Source organism: Roseomonas sp. USHLN139 (genome assembly GCF_037145735.1).
Classification (GTDB): Bacteria; Pseudomonadota; Alphaproteobacteria; order Acetobacterales; family Acetobacteraceae; genus Pseudoroseomonas.
In genome coordinates this window covers 680755-706337 of record NZ_JBBCWY010000001.1, presented here as the reverse complement: position 1 = coordinate 706337, position 25583 = coordinate 680755, and the positions used below count along the sequence as shown (strand labels likewise).

Annotated in this window: 22 protein-coding genes; 10 read left to right on the top strand and 12 right to left on the bottom strand. The window is 73.1% G+C overall.

All coding sequences use genetic code 11. The features are described from left to right. Positions 1 to 51: 51 nt before the first annotated feature. Complete coding sequence (locus tag WFI16_RS03255; protein ID WP_419896357.1) at positions 52 to 552, bottom strand: flavin reductase; 501 nt, start codon at positions 550 to 552, stop codon at positions 52 to 54. Between the two features lie 150 nt (positions 553 to 702). Between WFI16_RS03255 and WFI16_RS03250 the strand changes: the two genes are divergently transcribed. Then, positions 703 to 1401 carry a dienelactone hydrolase family protein gene (locus tag WFI16_RS03250; protein WP_419896356.1) on the top strand — a complete coding sequence of 233 codons (699 nt, stop codon included), beginning with the start codon at positions 703 to 705 and terminating at the stop codon, positions 1399 to 1401. 131 nt (positions 1402 to 1532) lie between these two features. Beyond that, positions 1533 to 3209 carry a methyl-accepting chemotaxis protein gene (locus tag WFI16_RS03245; protein WP_419896355.1) on the top strand — a complete coding sequence of 559 codons (1677 nt, stop codon included), beginning with the start codon at positions 1533 to 1535 and terminating at the stop codon, positions 3207 to 3209. Between the two features lie 76 nt (positions 3210 to 3285). Here WFI16_RS03245 and WFI16_RS03240 read toward each other — a convergent pair whose 3' ends face one another. The 4 genes from WFI16_RS03240 to WFI16_RS03225 all read right to left on the bottom strand — a co-directional run bounded on the left by WFI16_RS03240 (position 3286) and on the right by WFI16_RS03225 (position 7064). Then, positions 3286 to 4176, bottom strand: coding sequence for a DMT family transporter (locus WFI16_RS03240; RefSeq protein ID WP_419896354.1), 891 nt, complete (start codon positions 4174 to 4176; stop codon positions 3286 to 3288). Between the two features lie 82 nt (positions 4177 to 4258). Then, positions 4259 to 5491, bottom strand: a complete 1233-nt coding sequence (locus tag WFI16_RS03235) for a CaiB/BaiF CoA transferase family protein (RefSeq protein ID WP_419896353.1) — start codon at positions 5489 to 5491, stop codon at positions 4259 to 4261. After that, complete coding sequence (locus WFI16_RS03230) at positions 5488 to 6234, bottom strand: CoA-transferase (RefSeq protein ID WP_419896352.1); 747 nt, start codon at positions 6232 to 6234, stop codon at positions 5488 to 5490. Before WFI16_RS03230 ends, WFI16_RS03235 begins: the two co-directional genes overlap by 4 nt. Continuing rightward, a complete protein-coding gene (locus WFI16_RS03225; protein WP_419896351.1) occupies positions 6231 to 7064 on the bottom strand; it encodes a CoA transferase subunit A in 834 nt (277 codons plus the stop codon). The genes WFI16_RS03230 and WFI16_RS03225 overlap by 4 nt, the downstream gene beginning before the upstream one ends. Positions 7065 to 7136: 72 nt before the next feature. Between WFI16_RS03225 and WFI16_RS03220 the strand changes: the two genes are divergently transcribed. The 4 genes from WFI16_RS03220 (at position 7137) to WFI16_RS03205 (ending at position 10832) form a co-directional block, all read left to right on the top strand. Then, positions 7137 to 7727: a GNAT family N-acetyltransferase gene (locus tag WFI16_RS03220; RefSeq protein WP_419896350.1), complete on the top strand. Its 591-nt coding sequence runs from the start codon at positions 7137 to 7139 to the stop codon at positions 7725 to 7727. 45 nt (positions 7728 to 7772) lie between these two features. Next, the gene (locus WFI16_RS03215) at positions 7773 to 8492 is read left to right on the top strand and encodes an urease accessory protein UreH domain-containing protein (RefSeq protein WP_419896349.1); all 720 of its coding nucleotides are present in this window, start codon (positions 7773 to 7775) and stop codon (positions 8490 to 8492) included. A gap of 77 nt (positions 8493 to 8569) precedes the next feature. After that, a complete protein-coding gene (locus tag WFI16_RS03210) occupies positions 8570 to 10291 on the top strand; it encodes a DUF4214 domain-containing protein (RefSeq protein WP_419896348.1) in 1722 nt (573 codons plus the stop codon). Positions 10292 to 10394: 103 nt separating this feature from the next. Continuing rightward, positions 10395 to 10832 (top strand): hypothetical protein, encoded by a 438-nt coding sequence (locus WFI16_RS03205; protein ID WP_419896347.1) that lies wholly within the window; start codon positions 10395 to 10397, stop codon positions 10830 to 10832. Between the two features lie 198 nt (positions 10833 to 11030). Here the strand turns inward: WFI16_RS03205 and WFI16_RS03200 are convergent, their stop codons facing one another. Genes WFI16_RS03200 through hemC form a run of 4 tightly spaced genes read right to left on the bottom strand, consistent with a single transcriptional unit; the run spans position 11031 to position 15840 of the window. After that, positions 11031 to 12272 carry a heme biosynthesis HemY N-terminal domain-containing protein gene (locus WFI16_RS03200; RefSeq protein WP_419896346.1) on the bottom strand — a complete coding sequence of 414 codons (1242 nt, stop codon included), beginning with the start codon at positions 12270 to 12272 and terminating at the stop codon, positions 11031 to 11033. After that, positions 12272 to 13930: a COG4223 family protein gene (locus WFI16_RS03195; RefSeq protein ID WP_419896345.1), complete on the bottom strand. Its 1659-nt coding sequence runs from the start codon at positions 13928 to 13930 to the stop codon at positions 12272 to 12274. The genes WFI16_RS03200 and WFI16_RS03195 overlap by 1 nt, the downstream gene beginning before the upstream one ends. Further along, the gene (locus WFI16_RS03190; protein WP_419896344.1) at positions 13927 to 14703 is read right to left on the bottom strand and encodes a uroporphyrinogen-III synthase; all 777 of its coding nucleotides are present in this window, start codon (positions 14701 to 14703) and stop codon (positions 13927 to 13929) included. Before WFI16_RS03190 ends, WFI16_RS03195 begins: the two co-directional genes overlap by 4 nt. A 21-nt stretch (positions 14704 to 14724) precedes the next feature. Further along, complete coding sequence (hemC, locus tag WFI16_RS03185) at positions 14725 to 15840, bottom strand: hydroxymethylbilane synthase (RefSeq protein WP_419896343.1); 1116 nt, start codon at positions 15838 to 15840, stop codon at positions 14725 to 14727. 46 nt (positions 15841 to 15886) lie between these two features. Between hemC and tsaD the strand changes: the two genes are divergently transcribed. From tsaD to WFI16_RS03170, 3 genes are read left to right on the top strand one after another with little or no spacing between them, the layout of a single operon-like run. Continuing rightward, a complete protein-coding gene (gene tsaD, locus WFI16_RS03180; RefSeq protein WP_419896342.1) occupies positions 15887 to 16939 on the top strand; it encodes a tRNA (adenosine(37)-N6)-threonylcarbamoyltransferase complex transferase subunit TsaD in 1053 nt (350 codons plus the stop codon). After that, the gene (locus WFI16_RS03175) at positions 16936 to 17763 is read left to right on the top strand and encodes a 23S rRNA (adenine(2030)-N(6))-methyltransferase RlmJ (protein WP_419896341.1); all 828 of its coding nucleotides are present in this window, start codon (positions 16936 to 16938) and stop codon (positions 17761 to 17763) included. The genes tsaD and WFI16_RS03175 overlap by 4 nt, the downstream gene beginning before the upstream one ends. A 7-nt stretch (positions 17764 to 17770) precedes the next feature. Continuing rightward, entirely contained in the window at positions 17771 to 18751 is a 981-nt protein-coding gene (locus WFI16_RS03170; protein ID WP_419896340.1) for an NAD(P)H-dependent glycerol-3-phosphate dehydrogenase, read from the top strand. A gap of 148 nt (positions 18752 to 18899) precedes the next feature. Here the strand turns inward: WFI16_RS03170 and ccmB are convergent, their stop codons facing one another. Both ccmB and ccmA read right to left on the bottom strand, forming a co-directional pair. Further along, positions 18900 to 19550, bottom strand: coding sequence for a heme exporter protein CcmB (gene ccmB, locus WFI16_RS03165; RefSeq protein ID WP_419896339.1), 651 nt, complete (start codon positions 19548 to 19550; stop codon positions 18900 to 18902). Further along, complete coding sequence (gene ccmA, locus WFI16_RS03160; RefSeq protein ID WP_419896338.1) at positions 19547 to 20149, bottom strand: heme ABC exporter ATP-binding protein CcmA; 603 nt, start codon at positions 20147 to 20149, stop codon at positions 19547 to 19549. The genes ccmB and ccmA overlap by 4 nt, the downstream gene beginning before the upstream one ends. Before the next feature lie 91 nt (positions 20150 to 20240). Here ccmA and acnA point away from each other — a divergent pair, with 91 nt between their 5' ends. Further along, a complete protein-coding gene (acnA, locus tag WFI16_RS03155; RefSeq protein ID WP_419896337.1) occupies positions 20241 to 22937 on the top strand; it encodes an aconitate hydratase AcnA in 2697 nt (898 codons plus the stop codon). Between the two features lie 469 nt (positions 22938 to 23406). Here the strand turns inward: acnA and WFI16_RS03150 are convergent, their stop codons facing one another. Beyond that, positions 23407 to 25485 carry a methyl-accepting chemotaxis protein gene (locus tag WFI16_RS03150; protein ID WP_419896336.1) on the bottom strand — a complete coding sequence of 693 codons (2079 nt, stop codon included), beginning with the start codon at positions 25483 to 25485 and terminating at the stop codon, positions 23407 to 23409. Positions 25486 to 25583: the final 98 nt, after the last annotated feature.

Here is a 25583-nt window from a genome sequence, read left to right as displayed (position 1 = left end):
GCCGCGCCCGGCCGTGGCAGCCCACCGAGGCTGCCACAACCGAGAGAAGCATCAGGCGGCGGGGTGCGGCAGGTGGTGGTAGTCGCGCTGCCACCAGATCAGCGCCGGCGCCTTGTCACCCAACCGGATGGCGCGGATGGCGGCGAAGAACACGCCATGCGTCCCCTTCTCCAGCACCTCGTCGATCACGCAGTCGAGCGACACCGCGGCACCCTCCAGCGCCGGGGCGCCGGTCTCGAGCGTGCTCCAGGCGCCGATCTGGAAGCGCTGCTCGGCCGTCACCGCACCGGTGGCGCCGGCGAAATGGTTGGAAATCTCCTGCTGCCCGCCGGCCAGCACGTTCACGCAGAGCACGCCATTCTGCTTGAAGGCGGCATATTGCGTGCTGTTGCGGTTGATGCAGACCAGCAGCGTCGCCGGCTCGTCGGTGACCGAGCAGACGGCGCTGGCGGTCAGCCCGGCGCGGCCGGCCGGGCCGCTGCTGGTGATGACGTTCACCGCCGCGCCCAGGCGCGCCATGGCTTCGCGGAAATCGGGGCGGGAGACGGGCATCGGCATTCTCTGCAAGCAGCGGAAGCGGGCATGATGGCACGCCCCCCGGTGACAGGCCATCCGTCATGCCGCTGCGTGACAATGCTGCGATGGGGTTCCGCCCTGCCCGCTTCCGGCTATCCTGCCCGCCTCTCTGGAAGGACCGCAAGAATGCCCGAGATCACCATCCCGGCCAGCGACGGCAGCGGCAGCTTCGCCGCCTATCTGGCGATGCCCAAGACGGTGCCGACCGGCGCGGTCGTCATGATCCAGGAAATCTTCGGCGTGAACCACGCCATGCGGGCGCTGTCCGACTGGGTCGCCGACATGGGCTTCATCGCCATCTGCCCCGACCTGTTCTGGCGCCAGTCCCCCGGCATCCAGCTGACCGATGGCAGCAAGGAGGAATGGGACCAGGCCTTCGCGCTGATGAACGGCTTCGACCAGGCCAAGGGGGTCGAGGACCTGAAGGCGACGCTGGCCGCCGTCCGCGTGATGCCCGGCTGCAATGGCAAGGCCGGCACCATGGGCTTCTGCCTGGGCGGCAGGCTGGCCTTCATGATGGCCACCGACTCCGACGCCGACTGCAATATCTCCTATTATGGCGTGGGCATCGAGGGGCTGGTCGCCGGCGCCGACCGCATCAGCAACCCGCTGCTGATGCACATCGCCGAGCTCGACCGCTTCGTGCCCGCCGAGGCGCGGAGCGCCATCCAGCAGGGCCTGGCCGGCAAGGCCGAGGCGGCGGTGCATGTCTATCCCGGCGTTGACCATGCCTTCGCCCGCATGGGCGGCCATAGCTGGGACGGACGCGCCGCCACCATCGCCAATGGCCGCACCGCCGAGCTGCTGGCCCGCACCCTGGGCTGAGGCCGCCGGATCGGCGCCGCGGCGAGGACCCGCGGCGCCGGCACAAGCGGCGGCACCGCGCCCCCGCCGCTGCACCTGATTTTTACCGGTTTGCGGGCAGGCTTCGGGCAGCAATCCCTGGCCCGAGTCCCATGACCCTCAAGACCCGCCTGATCGCTGCGCTCTCCGTCATCCTGCTGAGCTTCGCCGGCCTTGGCGGCTTCGCTCTGCAGCGCCTCAGCACCGTGCAGGAGGCGGCGGCGGACATGGCCACCAACTGGCTGCCCAGCCTGACGCAGATCTCGACGGCGACCGAGACGGCGCTGCGGCTGCGGCAGCTGGTGGTCCGCCACGTGCTGCAGACCGAGGCCGCCGCCATAGCCGAGACCGATCGCTACATCGAGGCCGAGCGCCAGCAGGTCGAGAAGGCGCTGGCCGATTATGTGCCGCTGATCGCCGGCGCCGAGGAGCGTGCACTCTTCGACACCGTCAACCGCAGCTGGAGCGAATACTTCCGCAATGTCGGGCCCATCCTGGCAGCCAGCCGCAGCGGCGATCAGGCCAACGCCAGCCGGATGATCGATAACGCCGGCCAGAACAGCTTCCGCAACTTCGCCCAGGCCCTGCAGGCGCTGCGCCGCTTCAACATCGACGGCGGCCAAGCCGCCGCGGCACTGGCCGGCGCCACCTATTCCAGCGCCTTCTGGATGATCAGCGGCACCCTGCTGCTGGGCACGCTGCTGATCGGCCTGCTGGCGGTCAGCCTGGTGCGCGGCATCAGCCTGCCGGTGCAGCGCCTGACCGGCAGCATGGAAGCAATGAGCAGCGGCAACCTGGATGTCACCATCGGCGCGGCCGACCGCGAGCGCCCCGACGAGATCGGCGCCATGGCCAAGGCGCTGGAAGTCTTCCGCACCAAGGTGCGCGAGGCCGAGCGGCTGGCCGCCGAACAGGCCCGCAGCGACCAGCAGGGGCGTGAGCGCGGCCAGCGCGTCGACGCCATGGTGCGGAGCTTCGGCGAGGAGACAAGGCGCGGCCTTTCCGCCCTGCACGCCGCCGCCCAGCGCCTGGCCGGCACCTCCAGCGAGATGACCCGCAGCGCGGAGGACGCCACCCGCCTGACCACCACCCTCTCCCAGGCCTCGCAGAGCGTCTCCTCCAACGCGCAGACCGCGGCCGCGGCCACCGAGGAGCTGACCGCCTCGATCGGCGAGATCACCCGCCAGGTCGGACGCGCCGCCGAGGTCACCCGCAACGCCGTCAGCGAGACCGAGCGGACCGACCGCACGATGCGCGAGCTGGCCGACACCGCCAACCGCATCGGCGACGTCGTCCGCCTGATCGCCGACATCGCCGGCCAGACCAACCTGCTGGCGCTGAACGCGACCATTGAGGCGGCCCGCGCCGGCGAGGCCGGCAAGGGCTTCGCCGTCGTCGCCTCGGAAGTGAAGAACCTCGCCAGCCAGACGGCCAAGGCGACGGAGGAGATCGGCCAGCAGGTCGGCGCCATCCAGGGCGCGACGGGCCTGGCGGTGGAGGCGATCCGCAGCATCGCCAGCGTCGTCTCCGAGATCGACCAGACCGCCGCCGCCATCGCCGCCGCCGTCGAGCAGCAGGGCGCCGCGACGCAGGAGATCGCCCGCACCATCGCCGGCACCGCCCAGGCCGCCGCCGCCGTCTCGCGGGAGACCAGCGTGGTGCAGGGTGCCGCCGAGACCACCGGCCGCACCGCCGACCAGCTGCGGGCCGCCTCCAGCGAGGTGGCCCAGACCACCGATTCGCTCAATTCCGGCGTCGACCGCTTCCTCAAGGGCATCCAGGCGGCCTGAGGCACGGGCAGCCTGCCGGCCCACAGGGTCAGCGCCACCCGGTCAGTGCCACCCGGCGCTGACCGGAGGCCGCGTGTCAGGCCGCGCCCCGCCGCAACAGCCGGCCATCGATCAGGCAGAAGCCGACGGCGATCAGTGCCATCCCCGCCAGATGCCGCGGCAGCAGGCTCTCGCCCAGGAAGACCACGCCCAGCAGGATCGCCATCACCGGCACCAGCTGCGTCACCAGCGCGGTATTGGTCGCCCCCGCCTCGGCCAGCAGCCGGAAATACAGCGCATAGGCGATGCCGGTGGAGACCAGGCCGAGCGCCAGCACCGCCAGCCAGACGCCCGGCCCCGGCATCGGCAGCAGCCAGGGCCGGTCCCAGAACAGCATCAGCGGCAGCGCCAGCAGCGTGCTGGCGGTGGTCTGCCCCGCCGCCGCCGCCAGCGGCGCCACCTGCAGCCGCCGGAAGCGCCGGCCATAGATGCCGGCAAAGGCATAGGACAGGCAGGCCCCCAGCCCGGCCAGGATCGCAGAGAATTCCGCCCCCGCGCCGAAGGCCGCCGGCCCGGCCAGCACCGCGACCCCGGCGACGCCCGCCAGCACCCCCGCCAGCCGCATCCCGCTGAGCTTCTCGTCGCTGGTCAGCAGATGCGCCACCAGCACGGTGAAGACCGGGGTCGCGGCATTGACCACGCTGGCCAGGCCGCTCGGGATGCTCTGCTGCGCCCAGACGATCAGGCTGAAGGGGATCAGGTTGTTCAGCAGCGCCATGACAAGGCAGGCGCGCAGCACGGGGCCGGTCGGGGGCAGGCGCTCGCCACGGACGGCCAGCACCAGCCACAGCATCCCCGCCGCCAGCAGGACACGCGCGAAGACCACCGTGAAAGGGGGCCAGGCGGCACCGGCCACCGCCATGAAGAAGAAGCTGCCGCCGAAAGCCAGCGACAACAGCAGCAGCAGCATCCATTGGCGGGACGTCATTGGCACCACCCAAAAGTAAAAAAAGTCTGGGGGAAGGAATTCCCCCAGACCCCCATCTTTTTTCTTCCGGAAAGAGAAAAGCTTAGCGGCGGCGCTCGACCAGGATGCCATCGGCCTTCAGGGACGCGATCTCATCCGCCGAGAAACCGTGGCGCGACAGCACGGCATCGCCATGCTGGTTGAAGGCCGGCGGCGCGGCGCGGGTGCCGCCCGGCGTGCGCGACAGCTTGATCGGCGTGCCCAGCGCGCGGAAATCGCCGAGCTCGGTGACCATCTCGCGATGCGCCGTGTGCGGCTGCGACAAGGCCTCGTCCACGTTCAGCACCGGGCCGGCAGGCAGACCGGCAGCCAGCAGCCGGTCGCACAGATCATGCCCGTCCTCGGAAGCCAGCCGCGCCTCGAGGATCTCGGTCAGCGCGTCGCGGTTGACGACGCGGTCGCCATTGCTGCGGAACCGCGCATCCTCCGGCAGCCCGCCGAGGCCGAGGAAGGCGCAGAACTTCTTGAAGGCCGGGTCGTTGCCGCAGGCCACGAAGATCTCGCAGCTCGCCGTCTTGAACGCCGAATAGGGAGAAATGTTCGGATGCGGGTTGCCGGTCGCCTTCGGCCGCTTGTCGTTCAGCAGGAAGTTCGCGGCCTGCGGGTGCAGCAGCGCCATGCCGCAATCATGCAGCGTCATGTCGACATACTGGCCCTGCCCCGACCGCGCCCGCTCCTGCAGCGCCATCAGGATGCCGATCGACGAATACAGCCCCGTCGCCAGGTCGACGATCGGCGTGCCCATGCGCACCGGGCTGGTCTCCGGCGTGCCGTTGATTGACATCAGCCCCACCATCGCCTGGATGATGGCGTCATAGCCCGGCAGGCCACCGCGCGGCCCGGTGGCGCCGAAGCCGGAGACCCGGCAATGCACCAGCTTCGGGAATTTCTTGCTCAGGACTTCATCATAGCCCAGGCCCCATTTCTCCATCGAGCCGGGCTTGAAGTTCTCGACCAGCACGTCGGCGTCTTCCAGCAGCCGCAGCAGCACCTCGCGCCCCGCCGGCTTGCCCAGGTCGAGGGCGATCGACTGCTTGTTGCGGTTGACGCCGATGAAATAGCTGGCCGCATCGCCCTGGAACGGGGGGCCCCATTCGCGCACCTCGTCGCCCTGCGGCGGCTCGACCTTGATCACCTCGGCGCCGTGGTCGGACAGGATCATCGTGCAATAGGGGCCGCCCAGCACCCGCGTCAGATCGATTACCTTCAGCCCGGCGAGCGCGCCGGCGGAGCGCGCCAGCCCCTTCCCCTCGGCCATGGGAACAGCGTCAGTCATGCGGCAGCCTTCCTTGCAAACACGCGGGCACAGAATTCGGGGTAGGTTTCCAGCATCTCGTCGCAGACCGGCCCGCGCAGCAGGGCAAGCTGCTCCGGCGTCGGGTCGGCGGTGAGCGGCACGCTGGACGGCTCGTCATAGTCGAAGCCGGTGGCGGCGCGGATGCTGGCGGCATCCTCGCCCGGATGAACGGAGGCCAGCGAGAAGCGGGCCTTCGCCGGGTCGAATGAAAAAATACCCTTGCCGGTGACCAGCGCCTGGGCGGTACCGCGCCGGAACACACCAGGGGCCGAGACACCAGGGGCCGAAATGTTGTCGACCTGCGGCACCAGCACGCGCGGCGAATGCTCCTCGCGGAACAGGATGGTGCGCGGCGTCATGAAATACATGAAGGCGCTGCCGAAGCTGCCGGGGAAGCGGGTACCCTGCCCCGGCCAGTCGCCGGTGCCGATCAGGTTGATGTTCGCCTGCCCGTCGATCTGCCCGCCGCCCAGGAAGAACAGGTCGATGCGGCCCTGCCCGGTCAGGTCGAACAGCTCGCGCGAGCCTTCGGTGAAGGGATTGCCGCTGCGCTTGTGCAGCAGCGACAGCCGCACCGGATGGCCCTGCTTCTTCACCAGCCAGCAGGCCGCCGCCGGGATCGGCGAGGCCGCCCCCACCGCGATGTGGCGGGCCGGCGGCGCGGCCGGGTCCAGGATCAGCGCGGCCAGCGCCGCCGCCAGGCGTTCCTCGGGCTGGATCACGCTGCCTTCTCCGCGCCTGCCAGCTCGGCGGCCAGCCAATTGTCAAAGCCTTCCTGCGTCTTGGCCGCCCGGGCATAGCCCGCGACGTAAGCCGCATCGAAGCCGTATTCGTCGAGCAGCGCCACCGGCTGGGCGCCGCGCTCGGCCAGCGCCACGCCGCCGATATAGGTGGCGCTGATGGTGCCGGGGGCATAGCGCTCATCCTCCAGCAGATTGCCGTCGAAGAAGCGCTCGACGGTGACCAGCGCCTCGCGCGAGGCATGCGCCAGCGTCGCGCATTCGCGCCGGCGGCCGAGCCAGACATTGCCCTCGCGGTCGGCCATCACCGCATGGAACAGGCAGAAATCCGGCGACAGCGCGGGCAGCAGCACGATCGGATCGCCGCCCTCGGCGAAGGGATTGTCGATGACGCGCCAGTCCGGCCGGTTGGCCAGGATGTCGCTGCCGATCAGGCCGCGCAGCGGCATGAAGGGCACGCCCTTCTCGGCCGCCTGCAGCATGGTGTGGATGGCGGGGCAGGTGGCGTCGCGGACGCGGATCCGCCCTTCCTTCAGCGCCGCGGTGAAGCGCGGCGCGAAGCCGGCCTCGCCCAGGCTGACCGCGCTGGTCTGCACCTCGGCGACGCAGCCGGCGCCGATCAGCAGGTCGGTGGCGAAGCCCGAGACCGGCACCCCGAGCAGCCGCAGCCCCTTCACCCCGCGCCGGATCAGCGCCTTGGCCAGGGCGACGGAGGGCAGGGAATTGTCCGGCGGCAGCGCCACCATCGCCCCATCCGGGATACGGGCGGCAAGCTCCTCGACGGATGGCCAGGCAACCGGCGCTGCTGTCATGTTCGATCTCCTCCTTGGCCGCCACCATACCCCCTTCGGCGCGGCGGGGAAGCCGTCTAGCCTGGGGCGGTCATGTCCGAATCGCCCCCTGCCCCCGCCACCCTGAACGGCCCGCGGCTGCGGCTGCGGCCCTGGCGCGACGAGGACCGCGAGGCCTTCGCCGCGATGAACGCCGACCCGATCGTCATGCGATACTTCGCGGCGCCGCTGGAGCGCGCGGAATCGGATCTCTTTCTGACCCGGCTGCAGGATCACTTCGCCACCCATGGCTTCGGCTTCTGGGCGTTGGAGCTGCACGACCGGCCCGGCCTGGTCGGCCTTTGCGGCCTGGCGCGAATTTCCTGGGACCACATTCCCTGGGAAAACCCCGCCGACCCGCCGGTGGAGATCGGCTGGCGGCTGAACCCGGCCTACCAGCGCCAGGGCCTGGCCGAGGAGGCGGCACGCATCGCCCTCGCCCATGGCTTCGGCCCGCGCGGCTTCCCCGAGATCGTCGCCTTCACCGTGCCGGACAATCTCCGCTCCTGGGCGCTGATGGAGCGGCTGACCATGCGCCGCGCCGGCAGCTTCGAGCATCCCCGCCTGCCCGAGGGCCATCCGAAGCGCCGCCAGCTGCTCTACCGGCTGCGGCGGCAGGACTGGATCGACGGCCGCATCCCTTGATCTGGCGCAAGGCGGCCTGGCCGGGGAGCGCCTAAGCCGGCCGGCATGATCGCCGACTGCCTGCATGCGCTGGCGCTGCCCGGGGCCGAGGAGGCCGCGGCCCTGCTGCTCGCCCTGCTGCTCGCCGGGCTGGCCGGCGGGCTGACCCATTGCGCCGGCATGTGCGCGCCCTTCGTGCTGGCCCAGGCCGCGACCGGCCGTGGCGCCGAGGGCGGCATCGTCGCCCGGCTGGCCGGCGCCGCGCTGCTGCCCTACCAGGCCGGGCGGCTGGCCGGCTATGCGACGCTCGGCGCCCTGGCCGGCGGCCTGCTGGGCCGGCTGCCGGAGACTGGCGGCCGGCTGCCCGCCGCCCTGCTGCTGCTGGCGGCGCTGGCCATGCTGGGCCAAGCGGGGGCGCGGCTGGGACTGCCCATGCCGCTGCCTGCGGTTCCCGGCCTCGCCCCCCCCGCCAGGCTGCTGCGCTTCCTGCTGGCCGAGCCTCAGGGCTGGCGCGGCTTCGGCCTCGGCCTGCTGCTGGCGGGCCTGCCCTGCGGCCTGCTCTATGGCGCGCTGGCGGCGGCGGCGGCGGCGGGCAGTGCCGCCGGCGGGGCGCTGGCCATGGCCGCCTTCTGCCTGGGCACCATGCCGGCGCTGATCGCGCTGGCCCTGCTCGGCCGCTTCCTGGCCCGGCGTGCCGGGCCCCGGCTGCGGCAGGCCAGCGCGCTGCTCTTCGGGCTGAACGCCCTGGTGCTGGCCGGGCTGGCCCTGCGCCTGCTGCGGGGCTGAGGCACCAGCACTTAGGCTTCGCGCAACACCCGCCGCCGATCCTGCCGCCGCCGAGTGGAAGAGAGGCGGCCAGGCCGATGCCTTTGCTGGTCTCGGGCGAGGTCCCGGACACCATCTACGAGAATGCGCGTCCCGGCGACTGGGTGGCGAAGCTGGCGCTGTCCGGCCTGACCGGCATCATCGATGTCAGGCTGACCGGCAGCGGCGCCAACCGCTTCGAGGCGGTGCTCGATGCGGGCACGGGTTCGGTCACCATCCTGCCGGTCGGCGCCCTCGACCGCGAGGCCTTCTCCCTCGCCACCGCCCCGGTCTTCGCCTTCGGCCTGCAGGTGAAGACCGCCGCCGGCTGGATCGACAGCGGCCAGAGCTGGGGCGTCACCCTGCTGAACGTCGACGACAACCCGCCCTACGAGCTCAGCTTCTCCGCCGGCGGCTCGGTGCTGGAGACCGATATCGGCGGCGTCATCGGCACCCTGTTCGGCAAGGACAGCGACACGCCCAAGGCCAACCTGACCTATCGCGTGCTCTGGCCCGACGAGGCCTATTTCGAGGTGGTCAACGGCAATGTCCTGAAGCTGCGCGACGGCGTCGACCTGCTGCGCGAGGGCGGCACCACCCGCCCGGTGATGATCGAGGTCTCCGACGGCAAGCAGGAAGCCAATTTCATCCTCAACGTGCAGGTGCTGAACACCAGCTCGGTGGAGGATGTCGCCGCCCCGCCCGCCGTCTACGTGCCGCCCGACTGGGTCGACCCGGCCCCCACCCCGGCGCCGCCGCCGCCATCGCCGCCAGAGCAACCTTCCCCGCCCGCCCCCGTCCCGCCGGTCGTCACCGTGCCGCCCGAGGTCGTCCCGCCCCCCGTCGTCACCCTGCCGGAGACCCCCGTGACCCCGCCTCCACTCCCGCCCTGGCCCGGCGCGCCGGATGCCGGCGGCATCCCTGTCCCGGCGCCGCCCGAGGCGGCGGTGCATCTCGTCGCCCAGGCCTCGGACACGCTGCTGGGCAGCCTGAAGCTGGCCTGGCAGGCCGAGCGCAACGTCACCGACGCCTTCGGCCATACCCATGTCTCGGTCTCCAGCGGCGAGCTGCTCTGGCTGACGCCGCAGGACCAGCAGAACCTGGCTTCCGGCCGGCTGACCCTGCCGGAGATGGCGGGCGCCAGCGAGGTGGTGCATATCGACGCCTCGGCGCCCGGCCATGCCGGCCAGGGGCCGGTGCTGCTGCTCTGGTCCGGCGGCATGGCCGATGGCGTCGATCTGACCGATGCGCTGCGCGGCCTGCTCGGCGATGGCGAGGTCCAGGCGACGCTGGCCCAGCGCGATGGCGGCCTGCTGCTGCACATGCTGCAGCAGGTGGCCGGCGGCCTGGCCGATGACGACATGCCGGTCGAGCTGCACATCACCGGCCCGCTGACCACCCCGCCGATCACCGAGCCGGTGCTGCCCGCCGGCGCCGCGGTCAACCAGCTGATCGCCCTGGCCTGCGACACGCTGCTGGACCGCCCGCCGGATGCCGGGGACCTGGCGCGCTGGGGCCATGCGCTGGCCAGCGGCGAGCTCGATGCGCGCGGCCTGGTCGAGGCCATCCTGCGCAGCGACGAATACCAGCTGGCCCATGCCGATGAGAGCGACCGCGACTTCGTCGCCGCCGTCTATCGCCACGCCCATGCCACCGAGATGGACCCGGTGACCCTGGGCCACTGGACGGAGCTGCTGGAGAGCCATGCCATCGACCGCGCCGACCTGGTCATGGCCGTCGGCATGGACGGACATCACCGCGACGAGGCCATGGGTCACTGAGGCCGCCCGACACCAGACGGTTCCGGGATCAGGGCGCCCGGAATAACTTGCGACTGATTCTCAGATGCGGCAGCCTGGGCCGTCCCTATTCGGAGAGTCCTGCATGGCGACGCACGGCCTGCCCACCTGGCCCTGGACCGATGCCGGCACGGAGACCCTGCCGGCCGCCGAGTCCCTGCTGCTGGATGCGATGCGCCGCTGGTCCGAGGCGGCGCAGCGCGGCCGTCCCGCGCTCGCCGCCGCCCGGCTGACGCTGGTCGCCGAGGATCTGGGCGAGGCCGCGCCCTGGCTCGACGCGGTGCTGCGCCTGGGCGATTTCGGCCTCGGCAACCCGCTGCAGCCGCGGCTGACCGGCGAGGAACCCGGTCTTCTCCTGGCCTTCGCGCTGAGCCAGCGCAGCCCGCGCCGCGAGGCCCTGGCCGGCTTCCTGCGCCTGCTGCCGACCAGCGCCGCGCATGCCGCCATGGTGCCCGGCCTGGCCGTCGGCATGGCCTTCCGGCGGCGCGGGCTGCTGCTGGCGCATCCTTTCAGGACTCACTGAGGGGCAAGGCGTCCTGGGCAGGCCGGACGGCCCTGGCGCCGTGCCCTGGCGGTGCCGGAGCGCCGCCTCAGCGCCCGCGGCCGGCACGGGCCGGCCCGTGCCGATCCGCCAGAGGCTGCAGGGGCCTTCGCCCCCTCGCCTGCCGCCCCCTCGCCTGCCTTGGGGCGGGCGCCCCCGGGGAGACTGCTCCCCGGGCTGCTAGCCCCAGCTGATCCGCCCCGCCGTGTTGCAGGACGAGCAGACCGGCATCCACCGCTCATGCACCGTGCCGCACTGGCCGCAGCGCCAGCGCGGCTCCGGCCGGGCCGCGGTGGCGGCGCGCAGCCACTTGGCCTCGGCGGCGCGCGCCAGGGCGGTGTCGCCCTGCTCGAGCTGCTCCAGCTCCACCAGCGCCAGATAGGCGCGGGCATCGGCAGTGCCGGCGGCGGTCAGCGCCTCCAGCTCGGTGCGGGCACGGCCGGTCAGCCCGGCCTGCAGCGACTGCCGCGCCAGCAGCAGCCGGCTTTCCGGATGCTCGCGGTTCTTGTGCACCAGCGTCTCGGCCAGCTTGACGCGGGCCAGCGGATCGGCCTCGCCAGCCAGATAGGCCTCGGCGATCTGCGGCTGCGGCTGGGTGGCCCAGCCGAGCTCCAGCGCGGCGCGCGCCTTGCGGGTGCTGTTGTTCGCCTGCAGCCGCGCGGCATGGGCCAGCACCGCCGGGGCGAAGCCGGGATCGGCCTGGAAGGCCTGCTTCTCCAGCTCGGCGGCGCGCACCGGGTCGGGCTCCTGGGTGGCGGCGGCCATGGCCAGCGGCGCGCGCGGCGTCTCCGGCGAGGCCAGGGCCAGCGCCTCGCGCCAGTCCTGGGTGCGCTGGGCCAGGATGGCGCGCTCGCTGCGCAGCCAGGCGGCGCCGGGCTGGGCCGCCTCGGCCTCGCGCGCCAGCTGCTGCGCGGCGGGCCAGTCGCCGCGCTGGATCGCCTGGCGCAGCAGCCCGCGCAGGCCGAGGAAGCGGGCATCGTCGCGCTGCGCCAGCGCCTCGAAGGCCTGCGTCGCGGCGGCCTCGTTGCCGGCCATGCGCTCGGCCTCGGCGGTCAGCAGCAGCAGCTGCGGCGTGTCGCCCAGCAGGTCGCGCGCCTTGCGCACCTCGCTGCGCGCGGCCTCCGTGGTGCCGGCGGCCAGCGAGACCAGGGCGCGGGTCAGCATGGCGTCGCCACGCTCGCGGCGGCGGGCGGCGCGGCGGGCGCGCGCCCGGGCCGGCCAGTTCACCAGGCTGCGGAAGCCGGTGATCAGCCCGTGCAGCACCAGGAAGGTGACCACGGTCAGGATCAGCAGCACCGGCAGCGAGACATAGACCTCGTAGTCGGCGACGCGGAACTCGACATTGCCGCCGAGCCGCATCAGCCCCCAGGCGACGCCGACCGTGACCAGGCAGATCAGCAGCAGCCAGATGGCGCGACGCATCAGCCCTGCCCCCCGCTGCGCAGCGCATCCAGCGCGCCGCGCGCGGCGATCAGGCCCTTCGCCTGGTCGAGCCAGGGCGCCATGGCGGCGCGCACCGGCTCGGGCAGGCCCTCGACGCGCTGCACCGCGGCGGGCAGGTCGCCGGCGTCGAGCGCGCGGCGGGCGATCTCCAGCTCGCCGCTGATGCCGTCGCCCCAGACCACGGTTTCGCCACGGCGGACGGTGACCAGGTTGCCCAGGCGGGTGGCGGCGGCCTCCAGCAGGCCCTGGCCCTCGGTGGCGGGCTCGGCCTTGGCGCGGGCGGCGCGGGCGGCCTCCTCGAAGGACAGGCGCAGCGAGGCCTCGGTCGGCGGCACCGCCGTGGCATAGCGCGCGAGCGCGGCCGGCGCCTCGCCCGGCAGGCCGGACAGCGCCTGGCCAAGCGGCTTGCCGGCCTGCAGCGCGGTCGCCGTCGCGGTGGTGGCGACCAGCTGCGACAGCCGGCGCTCGGCGGCGGTCAGGCGGGATTCGCGCTGCTCGACCACGGTGAAGCGGGCGTCGAGCTGGCGGTCACGCTCGGCCATGCGCTGGCGGGCGGCTTCCTCGGCGGCGGCGATGCGCTGCTGCATGGCGCTCTCGACCGCGGCGAAGCGCGGGTTCAGCGCGGCCTCGGCGGCGGCGACGCGCTGGGCCAGCTGCGCCTCGGCCCCGGTGATGCGCTGCGACAGCGCGTTCTCGGCTTCGGCGATGCGGGCATCGGCGGCGCGGGCCAGCGCCTCGCGGTCGCTGCGCTGCCCTTCGACCTGGCTGCGCAGCGCCTGCAGCGCCTGGCCGGCCTCGGCCTGCTGCGTCTGCGCGGCGGCACGCTGGGCCTGCACCGCCTCCTGCTGCGCCTGCAGCCCCTGGCGCATCTCGGTCAGCGCGGCCTCGCTGGCGGCCAGGCGGTCGGCCAGCGGCTGCAGCTGGGCCAGGCGCTGCTCCAGCGCCTCGACCCGGCCCGGGGGAACGCCGGGCTCGGCCGGGCCGCGCGACAGCACGACGCCCAGCGCGACCAGCGCGAAGACGCCGGCCAGGCAGGCGACCGGCAGGGCCCAGTGCTCCAGCCGCTGGCGGGTGCTGGGCTGCGGCGGCGCCGCGCGCGGCGGCTGCGGCGGGGTGGCGGCGGCGGCGGCCGGCGGCGTCGCCGGGCGAGGCGGCAGGCTGGCGCCGGCCGGCGGGCCGGAGGCGGCGGGACGGGGCGCCGGGGCGGCCGGGGTGGCGGCCGGGGTCGCGGCCGCCGGACGCAGGGGCTCGCGCGCCGGCGGGGCGGCGGGGCTCGGCGAAGCGGCCGGCGACGGTGCCGCAGGGCTCGGCGCGGCAGGGGTCGGCGTGGCAGGGCTCGGCGTGGCGGCGCTCGGCGCGGCCGGCGTCGCAGGCGCCGAGGATGCGGCAGGAGTCGCGAGGGCGGTCGAGGCGGCAGGGGTCGTCGCGGCGGCGGCCGAAGCGGTGGGGCCCGGCGTCGCAGGGGCCGCCGGCTTCGGCGTCTCCGCCGGGGCGGGGCTGCCCAGCCCGGCGCTCAGCGCGCGCGGCGGGACGGTCGGGTTCTTGCGGCCGGGCGGGGTGCGGTCGCGATTCGCCTCGCGCGCCTGATCACGATCACCACGATCACCCTGGGGGCTGTCTTTCGGCGTGTCGCTCATCGTCTCGTCTGCCCCTCTTCTCCGGTCAATGGGCCGGGCTGGCCGGAAGCCTGGTGCGGCGCCGGGCCAAGCAGGGCCAGCAGCGCCGCGGGATCGGGCTCCCGCGTAGCACGGATCTCTTGCCATGGCATGTCCGCCAGCCGCCCGGCGATCCGGGACGACAGCGCGAACGCGACCATGCCACGCACGGTTTCGCCCAGGGCCGCGCGGCCCAGCAAGGCCTGCGTCACTTGGGCCGAACGGGGCGACAGAAACAGGGCGCCGTGGACGATTCCGGCCTGGAGCGCGAGAATTGTCGGCGGCGGCAGGCTGGTCGCGGCGGCCGCTGCGTAGACGGCGCGCCGCTGTACGGCGAAGCCGCGGGCGCGCAGGGCGGCCGCCAGCGGCAGGCTGTAGCCACGGCCGGCCGCCAGCAGCAGGGCGCCGCGGCGGGGGTCCAGCCGCTCGGCGGCCAGCGCCACGAGCGAGACGGCATCGCCCTCGGCCTCGATGACGGACAGGAAACCGGCGGCGCGCGCCTCGGCGGCGGTGCCGCGGCCGACCGCCAGCAGCGGCAGCGCCGGGTCGATCCGGCCGGCCAGCGCGCGGGCGCTGGCGCGGCTCGGCAGCAGCAGCGCCTGGCAGGGCGGCGCGCGCCAGCCCTCGGGCAGGACCGGGGACAGCACCAGCGCCGGCGCCGGCACCGGCTGCCAGCCCAGCGCCGCCACCGCGGCGGCGGTCTCGGCGTTGCCCGGCTCCGGCCGGGTCACCAGGATGCCGGGCCTGTCCCGCATCCGATCCACCCTGCCCGCGGGCTAGCTGGAAAAGATGTCGGCGGGGCTGTCGGCGCGCAGGCTGTCGCCCAGCTCGCGGCCCAGGCGCTCGGCATCGGCCGCCGCGCCATGCAGGCTGCGCTTCAGCAGGAAGCTGCCGTCGGGGCGGGCGATCAGCCCGGTCAGGTGCAGCTCGCCGGTCGGCAGGATGCGGGCATGGCCGCCGATCGGCGTGCGGCAGGAGCCGTCGAGCGCGGCCAGCATCGCCCGCTCGGCGCGGGAGACGGCGCGGGCCGAGCGGTCCTCGATGCCGGAGAGCAGCTCATGCAGCTCGGTGTCGGTCTCGCGCACGGTGACGCCGACGATGCCCTGGCCGGCGGCCGGCACCATGGCATCGGCGTCCAGCACCACGCTGGCATGTTCCTCAAGGCCGAGGCGCTTCAGCCCGGCCAGCGCCAGCAGCGTGCCCTGGCAGTCGCCGGCCGCCAGCTTGGCGAGGCGCGAGCCGACATTGCCGCGGATCATGCCGACCTTCAGGTCGGGGCGGGCATGCAGCAGCTGCGCCTGGCGGCGCAGGCTGGCGGTGCCGATCAGCGCCCCGGCGGGGATGGCGCCGAAGGGGTCGCCGGGCTCGCTCTGCGGCGCCTCGGGGCCGAGCACCAGCGCGTCGCGCGCATCCTCCCGCTTCAGCGTGCAGGCCAGCACGATGCCGGGCGGCAGCTCGGTCTCCAGGTCCTTCAGGCTGTGCACGGCGAAATCGATGCGGCCGTCCAGCAGCGCCTCGTGGATCTCCTTGGCGAAGAGGCCCTTGCCGCCGATATCGGCCAGGCGCCGGTCCTGGATGCGGTCGCCCGAGGTCGCGATCACATGCTCCTCGAAGGCCTTGGCATTGCGCAGGACGGGGCAGAAATGCAGCACCAGGTCGAGGAAGGTGCGGGTCTGCCACAGCGCCAGCGGCGAGCCGCGGGTGCCGACGCGCAGCGGCAGCGGCCGGCGCGCATGCGGCTTCACCGGCCCGCCGGAGGCGACGCCCCTTGCCGGGGCGCCGGCGGTGGTGGCATGCCCCGCCCCGGCCCGCAGATCTGCCGGGGCCATGGCGCAGGACAGGGCGAAGGCGCCCGCCGGGGCAAGCGGCAGGACGGGGTGGGCAAAGGACATGCGGGCGTCATAGAACCACCGCCCGGCATGGGGAAGGCAAGAACGGATGCGATCGGCGGCTATCGAGGGACCTGTGCTGGGCTTGGAGGCGAGCTGCGACGAAACCGCGGCGGCGCTGCTGGCGCCGGATGGCCGCATCCTGGCGGAAGCGGTGCGCAGCCAGCTGGCCGAGCACACCCCCTTCGGCGGCGTGGTGCCGGAGATCGCGGCCCGCGCCCATCTGGCGCATCTGCCGGCGCTGGCGGCCGCGGTGATGGCGGAGGCCGGCGTCTCGCCCGACCAGCTGGGCGGGATCGCGGCCACCGCCGGCCCCGGGCTGATCGGCGGGCTGATCGTCGGCTCCAGCTTCGGCAAGGGCATGGCCATCGCGCAGGGCCTGCCCTTCGTGGCCGTGAACCACCTGGAGGGCCATGCCCTGACCGCCCGGATCCCCGGCCTGGTCGAGGGCGGCGTCGAATTTCCCTACCTGCTGCTGCTGCTCTCGGGCGGGCATTGCCAATGCGTCGCCGTCGAGGGGCTGGGCCGCTACCGCCGCCTGGGCTCGACGCTGGACGACGCGGTCGGCGAGGCCTTCGACAAATCCGCCAAGCTGATGGGCCTGCCCTGGCCCGGCGGCCCGGCGCTGGAGAAGCTGGCGCAGACCGGTGACCCGAAGAAGTTCCCCCTGCCCCGCCCGATGCTCGGCCGCCCCGGCTGCGACTTCTCTTTCAGTGGCTTGAAGACGGCCGTCGCGCAGTCGATCCCGAAGCTGCAGACCGAGCAGGACCGCGCCGACCTGGCCGCCGCCTTCCAGTATGTGGTGGCCGCCGTCCTCGCCGACCGCGCCCACAACGCGCTGGCCATGCTGCCGGGCGCCACCGCCATGGTGGTGGCCGGCGGCGTCGCCGCCAACCAGGGGGTGCGCGCGGCGCTGACGGCCGAGGCGGCGCGCGCTGACCTGCCGCTGATCGCGCCGCCGATCCGGCTCTGCACCGACAATGCCGTGATGATCGCCTGGGCCGGCATCGAACGGCTGCGCGCCGGCCTGACCGAGCCGCTGGACCACGCCCCGCGGCCGCGCTGGCCGCTCGCCGAGCTGACCGGGGTGCAGGCCGCATGAACTATCGCCACGCCTTCCATGCCGGCAATTTCGCCGACTGCATGAAGCACGCGCTGGTCGTCGCGCTGATCCGCCGGCTGGCGGCGAAGGACAGCCCGTTCCGCGTGCTCGACAGCCATGCCGGCATCGGCAGCTACGACCTGACCGGCAGCGAGGCCGAGCGCACCGGCGAATGGAAGCGCGGCGTCGGCCGGCTGCTCGACATCTCGGAAGGCCCGCTGGCCGACTGGATCGCCCTGCTGAAGCGCGCCGGCTTCCCGCCGCGCTACCCCGGCAGCCCCAGCCTGGTGCGCATGCTGCTGCGGCCGCGCGACCGCCTCGTCCTCTGCGAGCTGCATGAGGAGGACCATGCCACCCTGCGCACCCTGTTCCGCGGCGATCCGCAGACGGCGGTGCACAAGCGCGATGCCTGGGAGGCGCTGACCGCCCTCACCCCCTTCGCCGAGAAGCGTGGCCTGGTCCTGGTCGACCCGCCCTTCGAGCTGGAGGGCGAGTTCGACCGCATGGCCGAGGCGCTGGCCACCGTCGCCCACCGCTTCCGCGCCGGCGTGCAGGCGCATTGGTACCCGATCAAGCACCGCACCCCCGTCCGCGCCTTCCACACCGCCCTGGCCGAGAGCGGCGTGCGCGACATCCTGGCGCTCGAGCTCTGGCTGCGCGAGCCCACCGACCCGCAGCGGCTGAACGGCTGCGGCCTGGTGGTGGTCAACCCGCCCTGGAAGTTCGAGGAGGAGGCGGAGGCCATCCTGGCCGCCCTGCTGGACCGCCTCGGCGATGGCGAGCCCGGCCAGGGCTATGCCGTCACCCGCATCGCCGAGGAATAGGCCGGGCATGGACCGTATAGCGGTGATCGGCGCGGGCGCCTGGGGCACGGCGCTGGTCCTCCAGGCCGCCCGTGCCGGCGGCCCCGTCCGCCTCTGGGCGCGCGACCCGGGGCGCGCGGCCGAGATGGCGCGCGCGCGCGAGAACGCCGCCCACCTGCCCGGCGTGCCGCTGCCCGAGGGGCTGGAGGTCACCGCCGACCCGGCCGCGGCGCTGGCGGGCGCGACCCTGGCCCTGCTGGTGGTCCCCGCCCAGCACCTGGCCGCGACGCTCGCTGGCTTTCCGCCGCTGCCGCCCAGTTTGGTCGCCGCCAAGGGGGTGACGGCCGACGGGCTGCTCTTCCCGCTGGAAAGCCTGGCGCGGATCCGGCCCGAGGTGACGGCCGGCATCCTCTCCGGCCCCAACTTCGCCGCCGAGGTCGCCGCCGGCCTGCCCGCCGCCGCCGTGGTGGCCAGCCGCGACGAGGCGCTGCGCGAGGCCGCCATCGCCCGCCTGGCCACCCCCGCCTTCCGGCTCTATGGCCAGGACGACCCGGTGGGCGCCCAGGTCGGGGGCGCCGCCAAGAACGTCATCGCCATCGCCGCCGGCGCGGTGATGGGCGCGGGCCTGGGCGAGAACGCCCGCGCCGCCCTGGTCACCCGCGGCCTGTCGGAAATCGCCCGCCTGGCCGAGGCGCTGGGCGGCCGCGCCGACACCGTGGCCGGCCTGTCGGGCCTGGGCGACCTGCTGCTGACCTGCACCGGCCCCGGCAGCCGCAACTTCTCCCTCGGCTTCGCCCTGGGGCAGGGGCAGACGCTGGCCGATATTCTGGCGGCGCGGAACAGCGTGACCGAGGGCGTCGCCACCGCCCCTGCCCTGCTGGCCCGCGCCCGGGCCGCCGGCGTCGACATGCCGATCACCGCGGCGGTCTGCGAGCTGCTGGCGGGGCGCCACGACGTGCCGAGCGCGGTGCGGGAGCTGCTGGGAAGGCCAAGGCGCAGTGCAGAATAGAGAAATTTAAGGGAAGAATCTGGGGGCATTGAATGCCCCCAGACCCCCACATTCATTTTGCGTCCCGCCTGGGGCCTCCTGGCGCCAACTGACGGCGGGGTCCGGGGGGATACTATCCCCCCGGAATCTTCTCTGTTCTGTCTTCTCTTCAGTCCGCCCGAAGAGCCGCCCCTGCCGCCAGCGGCGCCAGTGGCGCCGCCGCCGCGGCGAAGGCCCCGAGCAGCATCAGGAACGGCTTCCAGTTCACCCCGCTGGCCGCCGCCTCGATCCCCGCCGCGCCGAAGATCATCGCCGGGATGGCCAGCGGCAGCACCAGCAGCGGCAGGAGCACGCCGCCGCGACGCGCCCCCAGGGTGAGCGCGGCGCCCGCGGTGCCGAGCAGCGAGAGGATCAGCGTCGCCAGCCCCAGCGCCAGCATCGCCACGCCCCAGGCGGCCTCCGGCAGGCTCAGCATGGCCGCCGCCACCGGGGTGGCCAGCAGCAGCGGCGCCCCGGTGGTCAGCCAATGCGCCAGCGCCTTCACCGCGGCGATCTGCGTGCCGGACAGGCCCGAGAGCAGCAGCTGGTCGAGCGAGCCATCCTCGGCATCGGCGCCGAACAGCCGGTCGAGCGGCAGCAGGGCGGCCAGCAGCGCGGCGGCCAGCAGCGCGCCCGGGGCGAGTCGCGCCAGCGTCTCCGGCGCCGGGCCGACGCCGAAGGGGAACAGCGCCGTGACCAGCAGGAAGAACAGGCATGCGGCCAGGGTATCGGCCGGGTGGCGGGCGGCGAGCAGCAGCTCGCGCCGCAGCAGGGCGATCATGCCGGCCTCCCCAGCCGCAGCTCGCGCGCGCCGGGCAGCGGCAGTGCCACATGGGTGGCTGCCAGCACCATGCCGCCGCGCGCCCGATGCGCCGCCAGCAGCGCGCCGAAGCGGTCGATCGAGGCGGTGTCGAGCCCGACCGAGGGCTCGTCCAGCAGCCAGAGCGGCACCGGGGCCAGCGCCAGCCGGGCCAGCGCCAGGCGGCGCTTCTGGCCGGCCGAGAGCAGCCGCGCGGGCAGCTCCGCCAGGGGCAGCAGGTCGACCGCCGCCAGCGCCTCGGCGATGTCGCCGCCGCCCTGCTGCGCCCAGAAGCGCAGATTCTCCTCGACGCTCAGGCTCGGCTTCAGCGCATCGGCATGCGCCAGGTAGCGCAGCCGCGCCGCATGCGCGGCCGGATCGGACAAGACCGGCTGGCCTTCCCATGTCAGATCACCCTCGGCCAGCGGGATCAGCCCGGCCAGCAGGCGGAGCAGCGTCGACTTGCCGGCACCATTGGCACCCGTCAGGAGAATTGCCTCGCCCGGCGAGACGATGAAACTCAGGCCAAGGAAGACGACTTGCTCTCCCCGCAGGACGGCTATGTCTTTGGCTTCCAGCACGGGCACCCTGTCCTCTCCCCTCCGATAGACCGGGGGGCCGCCCTATGTATAAACGGCAGAGTTCGCAGCAAAAAGTGAGGGACCCCGGACCATGCGTATGATCGGGCAGGACAGCCTCAAGGCGCGCCAGGCGCTGACAGTGGACGGAAAGACTTATCACTATTTCAGCCTCCCCGAGGCGGCGAAGCAGCTCGGCGACCTCAGCCGGCTGCCTTACAGCCTGAAGGTGCTGCTGGAGAACGTGCTCCGCTTCGAGGACGGCCGCGCCTATTCGGTGAAGGACGCCGAGGCGATCGCCGAATGGGTCAAGGAAGGCCGCAGCAGCAAGGAGGTGCCGTTCCGCCCGGCGCGCATCCTGATGCAGGACTTCACCGGCGTCCCCGGCGTGGTCGATCTGGCGGCGATGCGGGACGGCATCGTCAAGCTGGGCGGTGATCCGCGCAAGGTGAACCCGCTGGTCCCCGTCGACCTGGTCATCGACCACTCGGTCATGGTCGACTTCTCGGCCACCCCCACCGCCCTGCAGAAGAACGTCGAGGTCGAGTTCGAGCGCAACGGCGAACGCTACGAGTTCCTGCGCTGGGGCCAGGAGGCCTTCAACAATTTCCGCGTCGTGCCGCCCGGCACCGGCATCTGCCACCAGGTGAACCTGGAATACCTGGCGCAGGTGGCCTGGACGGCGACCGATGCCGGCGAGACCTTCGTCTATCCGGACAGCTGCTACGGCACCGACAGCCACACCACCATGGTCAACGGGTTGGGCGTGCTGGGCTGGGGCGTCGGCGGCATCGAGGCCGAGGCGGCGATGCTCGGCCAGCCGATTGCCATGCTGATCCCCGACGTCATCGGCTTCAAGCTGCATGGCAAGCTGCGCGAGGGCGTCACCGCCACCGACCTGGTGCTGACGGTGACCCAGATGCTGCGCAAGAAGGGCGTGGTCGGCAAGTTCGTCGAGTTCTTCGGGCCGGGCCTGGCCGAGATGGCGCTGGCCGACCGCGCCACCATCGGCAACATGGCGCCCGAATACGGCGCGACCTGCGGCTTCTTCCCGGTCGACGACGTCACGCTCGACTATCTGCGCCTCTCCGGCCGCGATGAGCACCGCATCAACCTGGCGCGCGACTACCTCAAGGCCCAGGGCATGTTCCGCGAGGCCGACAGCCCCGATCCGGTCTTCACCGACACCCTGGAGCTCGACATGTCGACGGTCGAGCCCTCGATGGCCGGGCCGAAGCGGCCGCAGGACCGGGTGGCGCTGTCGAATGCCGCCGCCTCCTTCGCCAAGGACCTGGCGGCCGGCACCATGGGCGTGCCGGGCGACCAGGCCGATCTGCGCGTGCCGGTGGCTGGCGCCAATTTCGACCTCGGTCATGGCGACGTGGTGATCGCGGCGATCACCTCCTGCACCAACACCTCCAACCCCTATGTGCTGGTCGCCGCCGGGCTGGTGGCCAAGAAGGCCAACGAGAAGGGGCTGACGACCAAGCCGTGGGTGAAAACCTCGCTGGCCCCCGGCTCGCAGGTGGTCACCGAATATCTGGCCAAGTCCGGCCTGACGCCGCATCTGGACGCGCTGGGCTTCCAGACGGTCGGCTATGGCTGCACCACCTGCATCGGCAATTCCGGCCCGCTGCCGGACGCCATCGTCGACGCCATCGAGAACAACAAGCTGGTCGGCGCCTCGGTGCTCTCGGGCAACCGCAATTTCGAGGGCCGCGTCCACGCCAATGTCCGCGCCAACTACCTGGCCTCGCCGCCGCTGGTGGTGGCCTATGCGCTGGCCGGCACCATCACCAAGGACCTGACCAAGGAGCCGATCGGCACCGGCAAGGACGGTCAGCCGGTCTATCTGAAGGACATCTGGCCGACCACCAAGGAGGTGCAGGACACCGTCCATGCCGTGGTCACCCGCGAGATGTTCCAGGAGCGCTATTCGGACGTCTTCAAGGGCCCGGCGCAGTGGCAGGCGATTCGGGTCGATGCCAGCTCGGAGACCTACAAGTGGAACTCCGGCTCCACCTATGTGCAGAACCCGCCCTATTTCGAGGGCATGGAGCCGACCCCGGCGCCGATCGCCTCCTTCTCGGGCGCGCGGATCCTGGCCAAGCTCGGTGACTCGATCACCACCGACCACATCTCGCCCGCCGGCAATATCCGCGCGAAGTCGCCCGCCGGCGAGTTCCTGATGGAGCACCAGGTCCGCCCGGCCGACTTCAACGGCTACGGCTCGCGCCGCGGCAACCATGAAGTCATGATGCGCGGCACCTTCGCCAATATCCGCATCAAGAACGAAATGGTGCCCGGCATCGAGGGCGGCATCTCCAAGCACTACCCCTCGGGCGAGGTGGCGCCGATCTACGACGTCGCCATGAAGTACAAGGCGGAGGGCGTGCCGCTGGTGATCTTCGGCGGCAAGGAATACGGCACCGGCTCGTCGCGCGACTGGGCGGCTAAGGGCACCTTCCTGCTCGGCGTCAAGGCGGTGATCTGCGAGAGCTTCGAGCGCATCCACCGCTCGAACCTGGTCGGCATGGGCGTGCTGCCGCTGGTCTTCAAGGAAGGCGAGAACCGCGAGACGCTCGGCCTAACCGGCGAGGAGACCATCGCCATCGAGGGTCTCGAGAAGCTGGCGCCGCGCATGCTGCTGGACATGGTGATCACCCGCCCCGACGGGACGGAGACCCGGACCCAGGTGCTGTGCCGCGTCGATACCGCCGACGAGGTCGAGTACTACAAGAACGGCGGCATCTTGCACTACGTGCTGCGCAACATGGCCAAGGCCGCCTGATCCGGCGCGGCTGAACAGAGAAAGGGACGCCCGGCCTGGCCGCGGCGTCCCTTTTTCGTTGGAGGATGGCCAGGGAGATCCGGCGCTGGCGCGCGCCGGCCGGGATCAGCTCTGCGGGCGCTGCAGCCGCAGCTTGCCAAAGAGCGGCGCCGCCCAGGGCAGGGCCATCAGGCCGCGGAAGGTGTTGCGAGCGGTCAGCGGGCGGCCGAAGGTCCAGCTCATGAAGGAGGCTTTCCTGGATCGTGGATGGGGCGCCCTCCTTCCTGGCGGGCAGCGGCATCCTCGCCGGCGCTGGTAAACAACCGCTGAAAACAGCACGAGAAATTTTGATCGCCTGCCGCCGGTGCCGCCGCGCGCCACTCATGCCTTCGGCGCGCGCAATTCGTGCCGCCGGCTGGCAGGGCTCCGGGTTTGCGGGGGGATGAGCATAGGCAAGATCCTCTGGCGGCGCCGCGCCTGCCCGCCCCGCTCAGACCGCGCGCACGGCGGAGAGAAAACCGTCCACCTGCCGCTGCAGCTTGCCGCCGACGGCGCGCAGCTCCTCCACCGCGGCGAAGACGGTGGCGGCGGAGCTGCCGGTGGCGGCGCTGTCCTCCGCCACCCCGGCGATGGTCTGCGTCACCTCCTGCGTGCCATGCGCGGCCAGCTGCACGCTGCGGGCGATCTCCTGCGTCGCGACGCTCTGCTGCTCCACCGCCGCGGCGATGGCGCTGGCCGACTGGTCGATGCCGGCGACGCCATCGGCGATGGCGCGCATCGCCTCCACCGCGGAGCCCGTGGCGCCCTGGATCTCGGTCACCAGCTGGGCGATGCCATCCGTCGCCTTGGCGGTCTCGGTGGCCAGGTTCTTCACCTCGGAGGCGACCACGGCGAAGCCCTTGCCGGCCTCGCCCGCCCGCGCCGCCTCGATGGTGGCGTTCAGCGCCAGCAGGTTGGTCTGGCCGGCGATGCGGCGGATCAGCTCCACCACCTCGCCGATGCGCTCGGCCGCGCTCTTCAGCTCCAGCACCACGGCGCCGGTGCGCTCGGTCTGCGCCGAGACCTCGCGCGTGGCGGTGGCGGAGTTCTGCACCCGCTGGGCGATCTCGCGGATCGAGGCGCCCAGCTCCTCGGTCGCCGCCGCAACGGTGTTGACGTTCTCCAGCGCCCCGTCGGCGGAATGCGCCGCGGCGCGCGCCTGCTCCCCGGTGCGCCCGGCCTGCTCGCGCAGGCTGCCGGCGGTGCCGTGCAGGCTGCCGCCGGCGGCGCCCAGCTCGCCCAGCGCGGTGCGCACGCTGCCCTCGAAATCGGTGCAGAGGCCGGAGACCATCTCGGCCCGCGTCAGCTCGGCGCGCTGCTGCTCCTGCTGCTGCGCGCGCAGCGCCTCGGCCTCCTGCGCGCCCAGGCGCAGCGCCTCCAGCGCCTCGGCCATGCGGCGGAACTCATCCTCGGCGCGCGGCCGCGGCACCGGGGTGGCGTAGTCCTGCCGCGCCAGCCGCCCCACCGCCTCGCGCAGCGACAGCACCGGGCGGGCCAGCCGGCGCAGCAGCAGCAGCACCGCCACCGCGCCCACCGCCAGCGTGCCGCCCATCAGCGCCAGCGCCACCACCATGTGGCGCCAGCTTTCCCCCTCCAGCGCCTGCGCGTGGGCCACGGCGGCGTCCAGCGCCGCATTGCCGATGCCCACGATGGTGGCGAAGGGCGCGTTGCAGCGCTGCGTCCATTCCTGTGCCGGGGCGGCGGCGCGGCCGCTGCCATCCAGCCGGGCCAGCACGCCATCCATCCAGCGTGTCGCCTCCGTCACCTCGGTCTTGGCGCTCTCCAGCGCGCGCACCAGCCCCGGATCGGCGCCGGGCCGGCCAAGCAGGTCCTCCAGCCCGTCCAGCCCGACCATGGCCCGGCTGCGCAGCGACACCAGCTCGCTCTGCATCGCCGGGCTGAGCGGCTGGCTGGAGGCGATGTTGGCCCGCAGCAGCGAGCATTGCCGCCCATAGGCGGAGCGCGCCGCCCAGGCCTGCTGGCGGATGCCCACCAGCTCGGCGAAGCCGCCATCGACCAGCCGCATCCGGGTGCTGACGACAAGGGAGAGGTCGGTCAGCTTCTCCCCGGCATCGGCCACGGCGCTGGTCAGCGGTTGCAGGGTGGCCAGGTTGCGGGCGGCGCGCGGCTGCGCCGCCAGCTGCTCGGCCAGGCCGAGGCTGCGCTTCACCCCCTCGCCGCTCGCCTGCAGCGCGGCCAGCGGTTGCGCCAGCTCGGCCCAGCCCAGCGAGGCGACGGCCTCCCGCGCCGCGCCCAGCCAGCGCTCGGCCTCGGCCCGCCCGTCGCGCACCGCGCCCTGGGCGTCCTCCTGCGACAGCAGCGCGGTGCCGAGCGGCCCGGTCAGCAGCCGCACCTGCTGGCTGGCGCGGAACAGCACGCGGTCCACCTCGGCCACCGCCACGGCGGTGCGGGCCTCGCCCAGCCGGGTGATGGAGTCCTGCAGCAGCAGCCCGGCCAGCGCCAGGCAGCCCAGCAGCGGCACGGCGAACACCGCCGCCAGCAGTGACACCACCGATCCGCGCGCGCGCATCCCCACCCCTTTCCACCTTCGGATAACGGCAGTGTCATGCCGCAGATGTGAAGGATGGCTGAAGCGTCGCAACCCGCCTCCACCGCGCCGCATTAGCC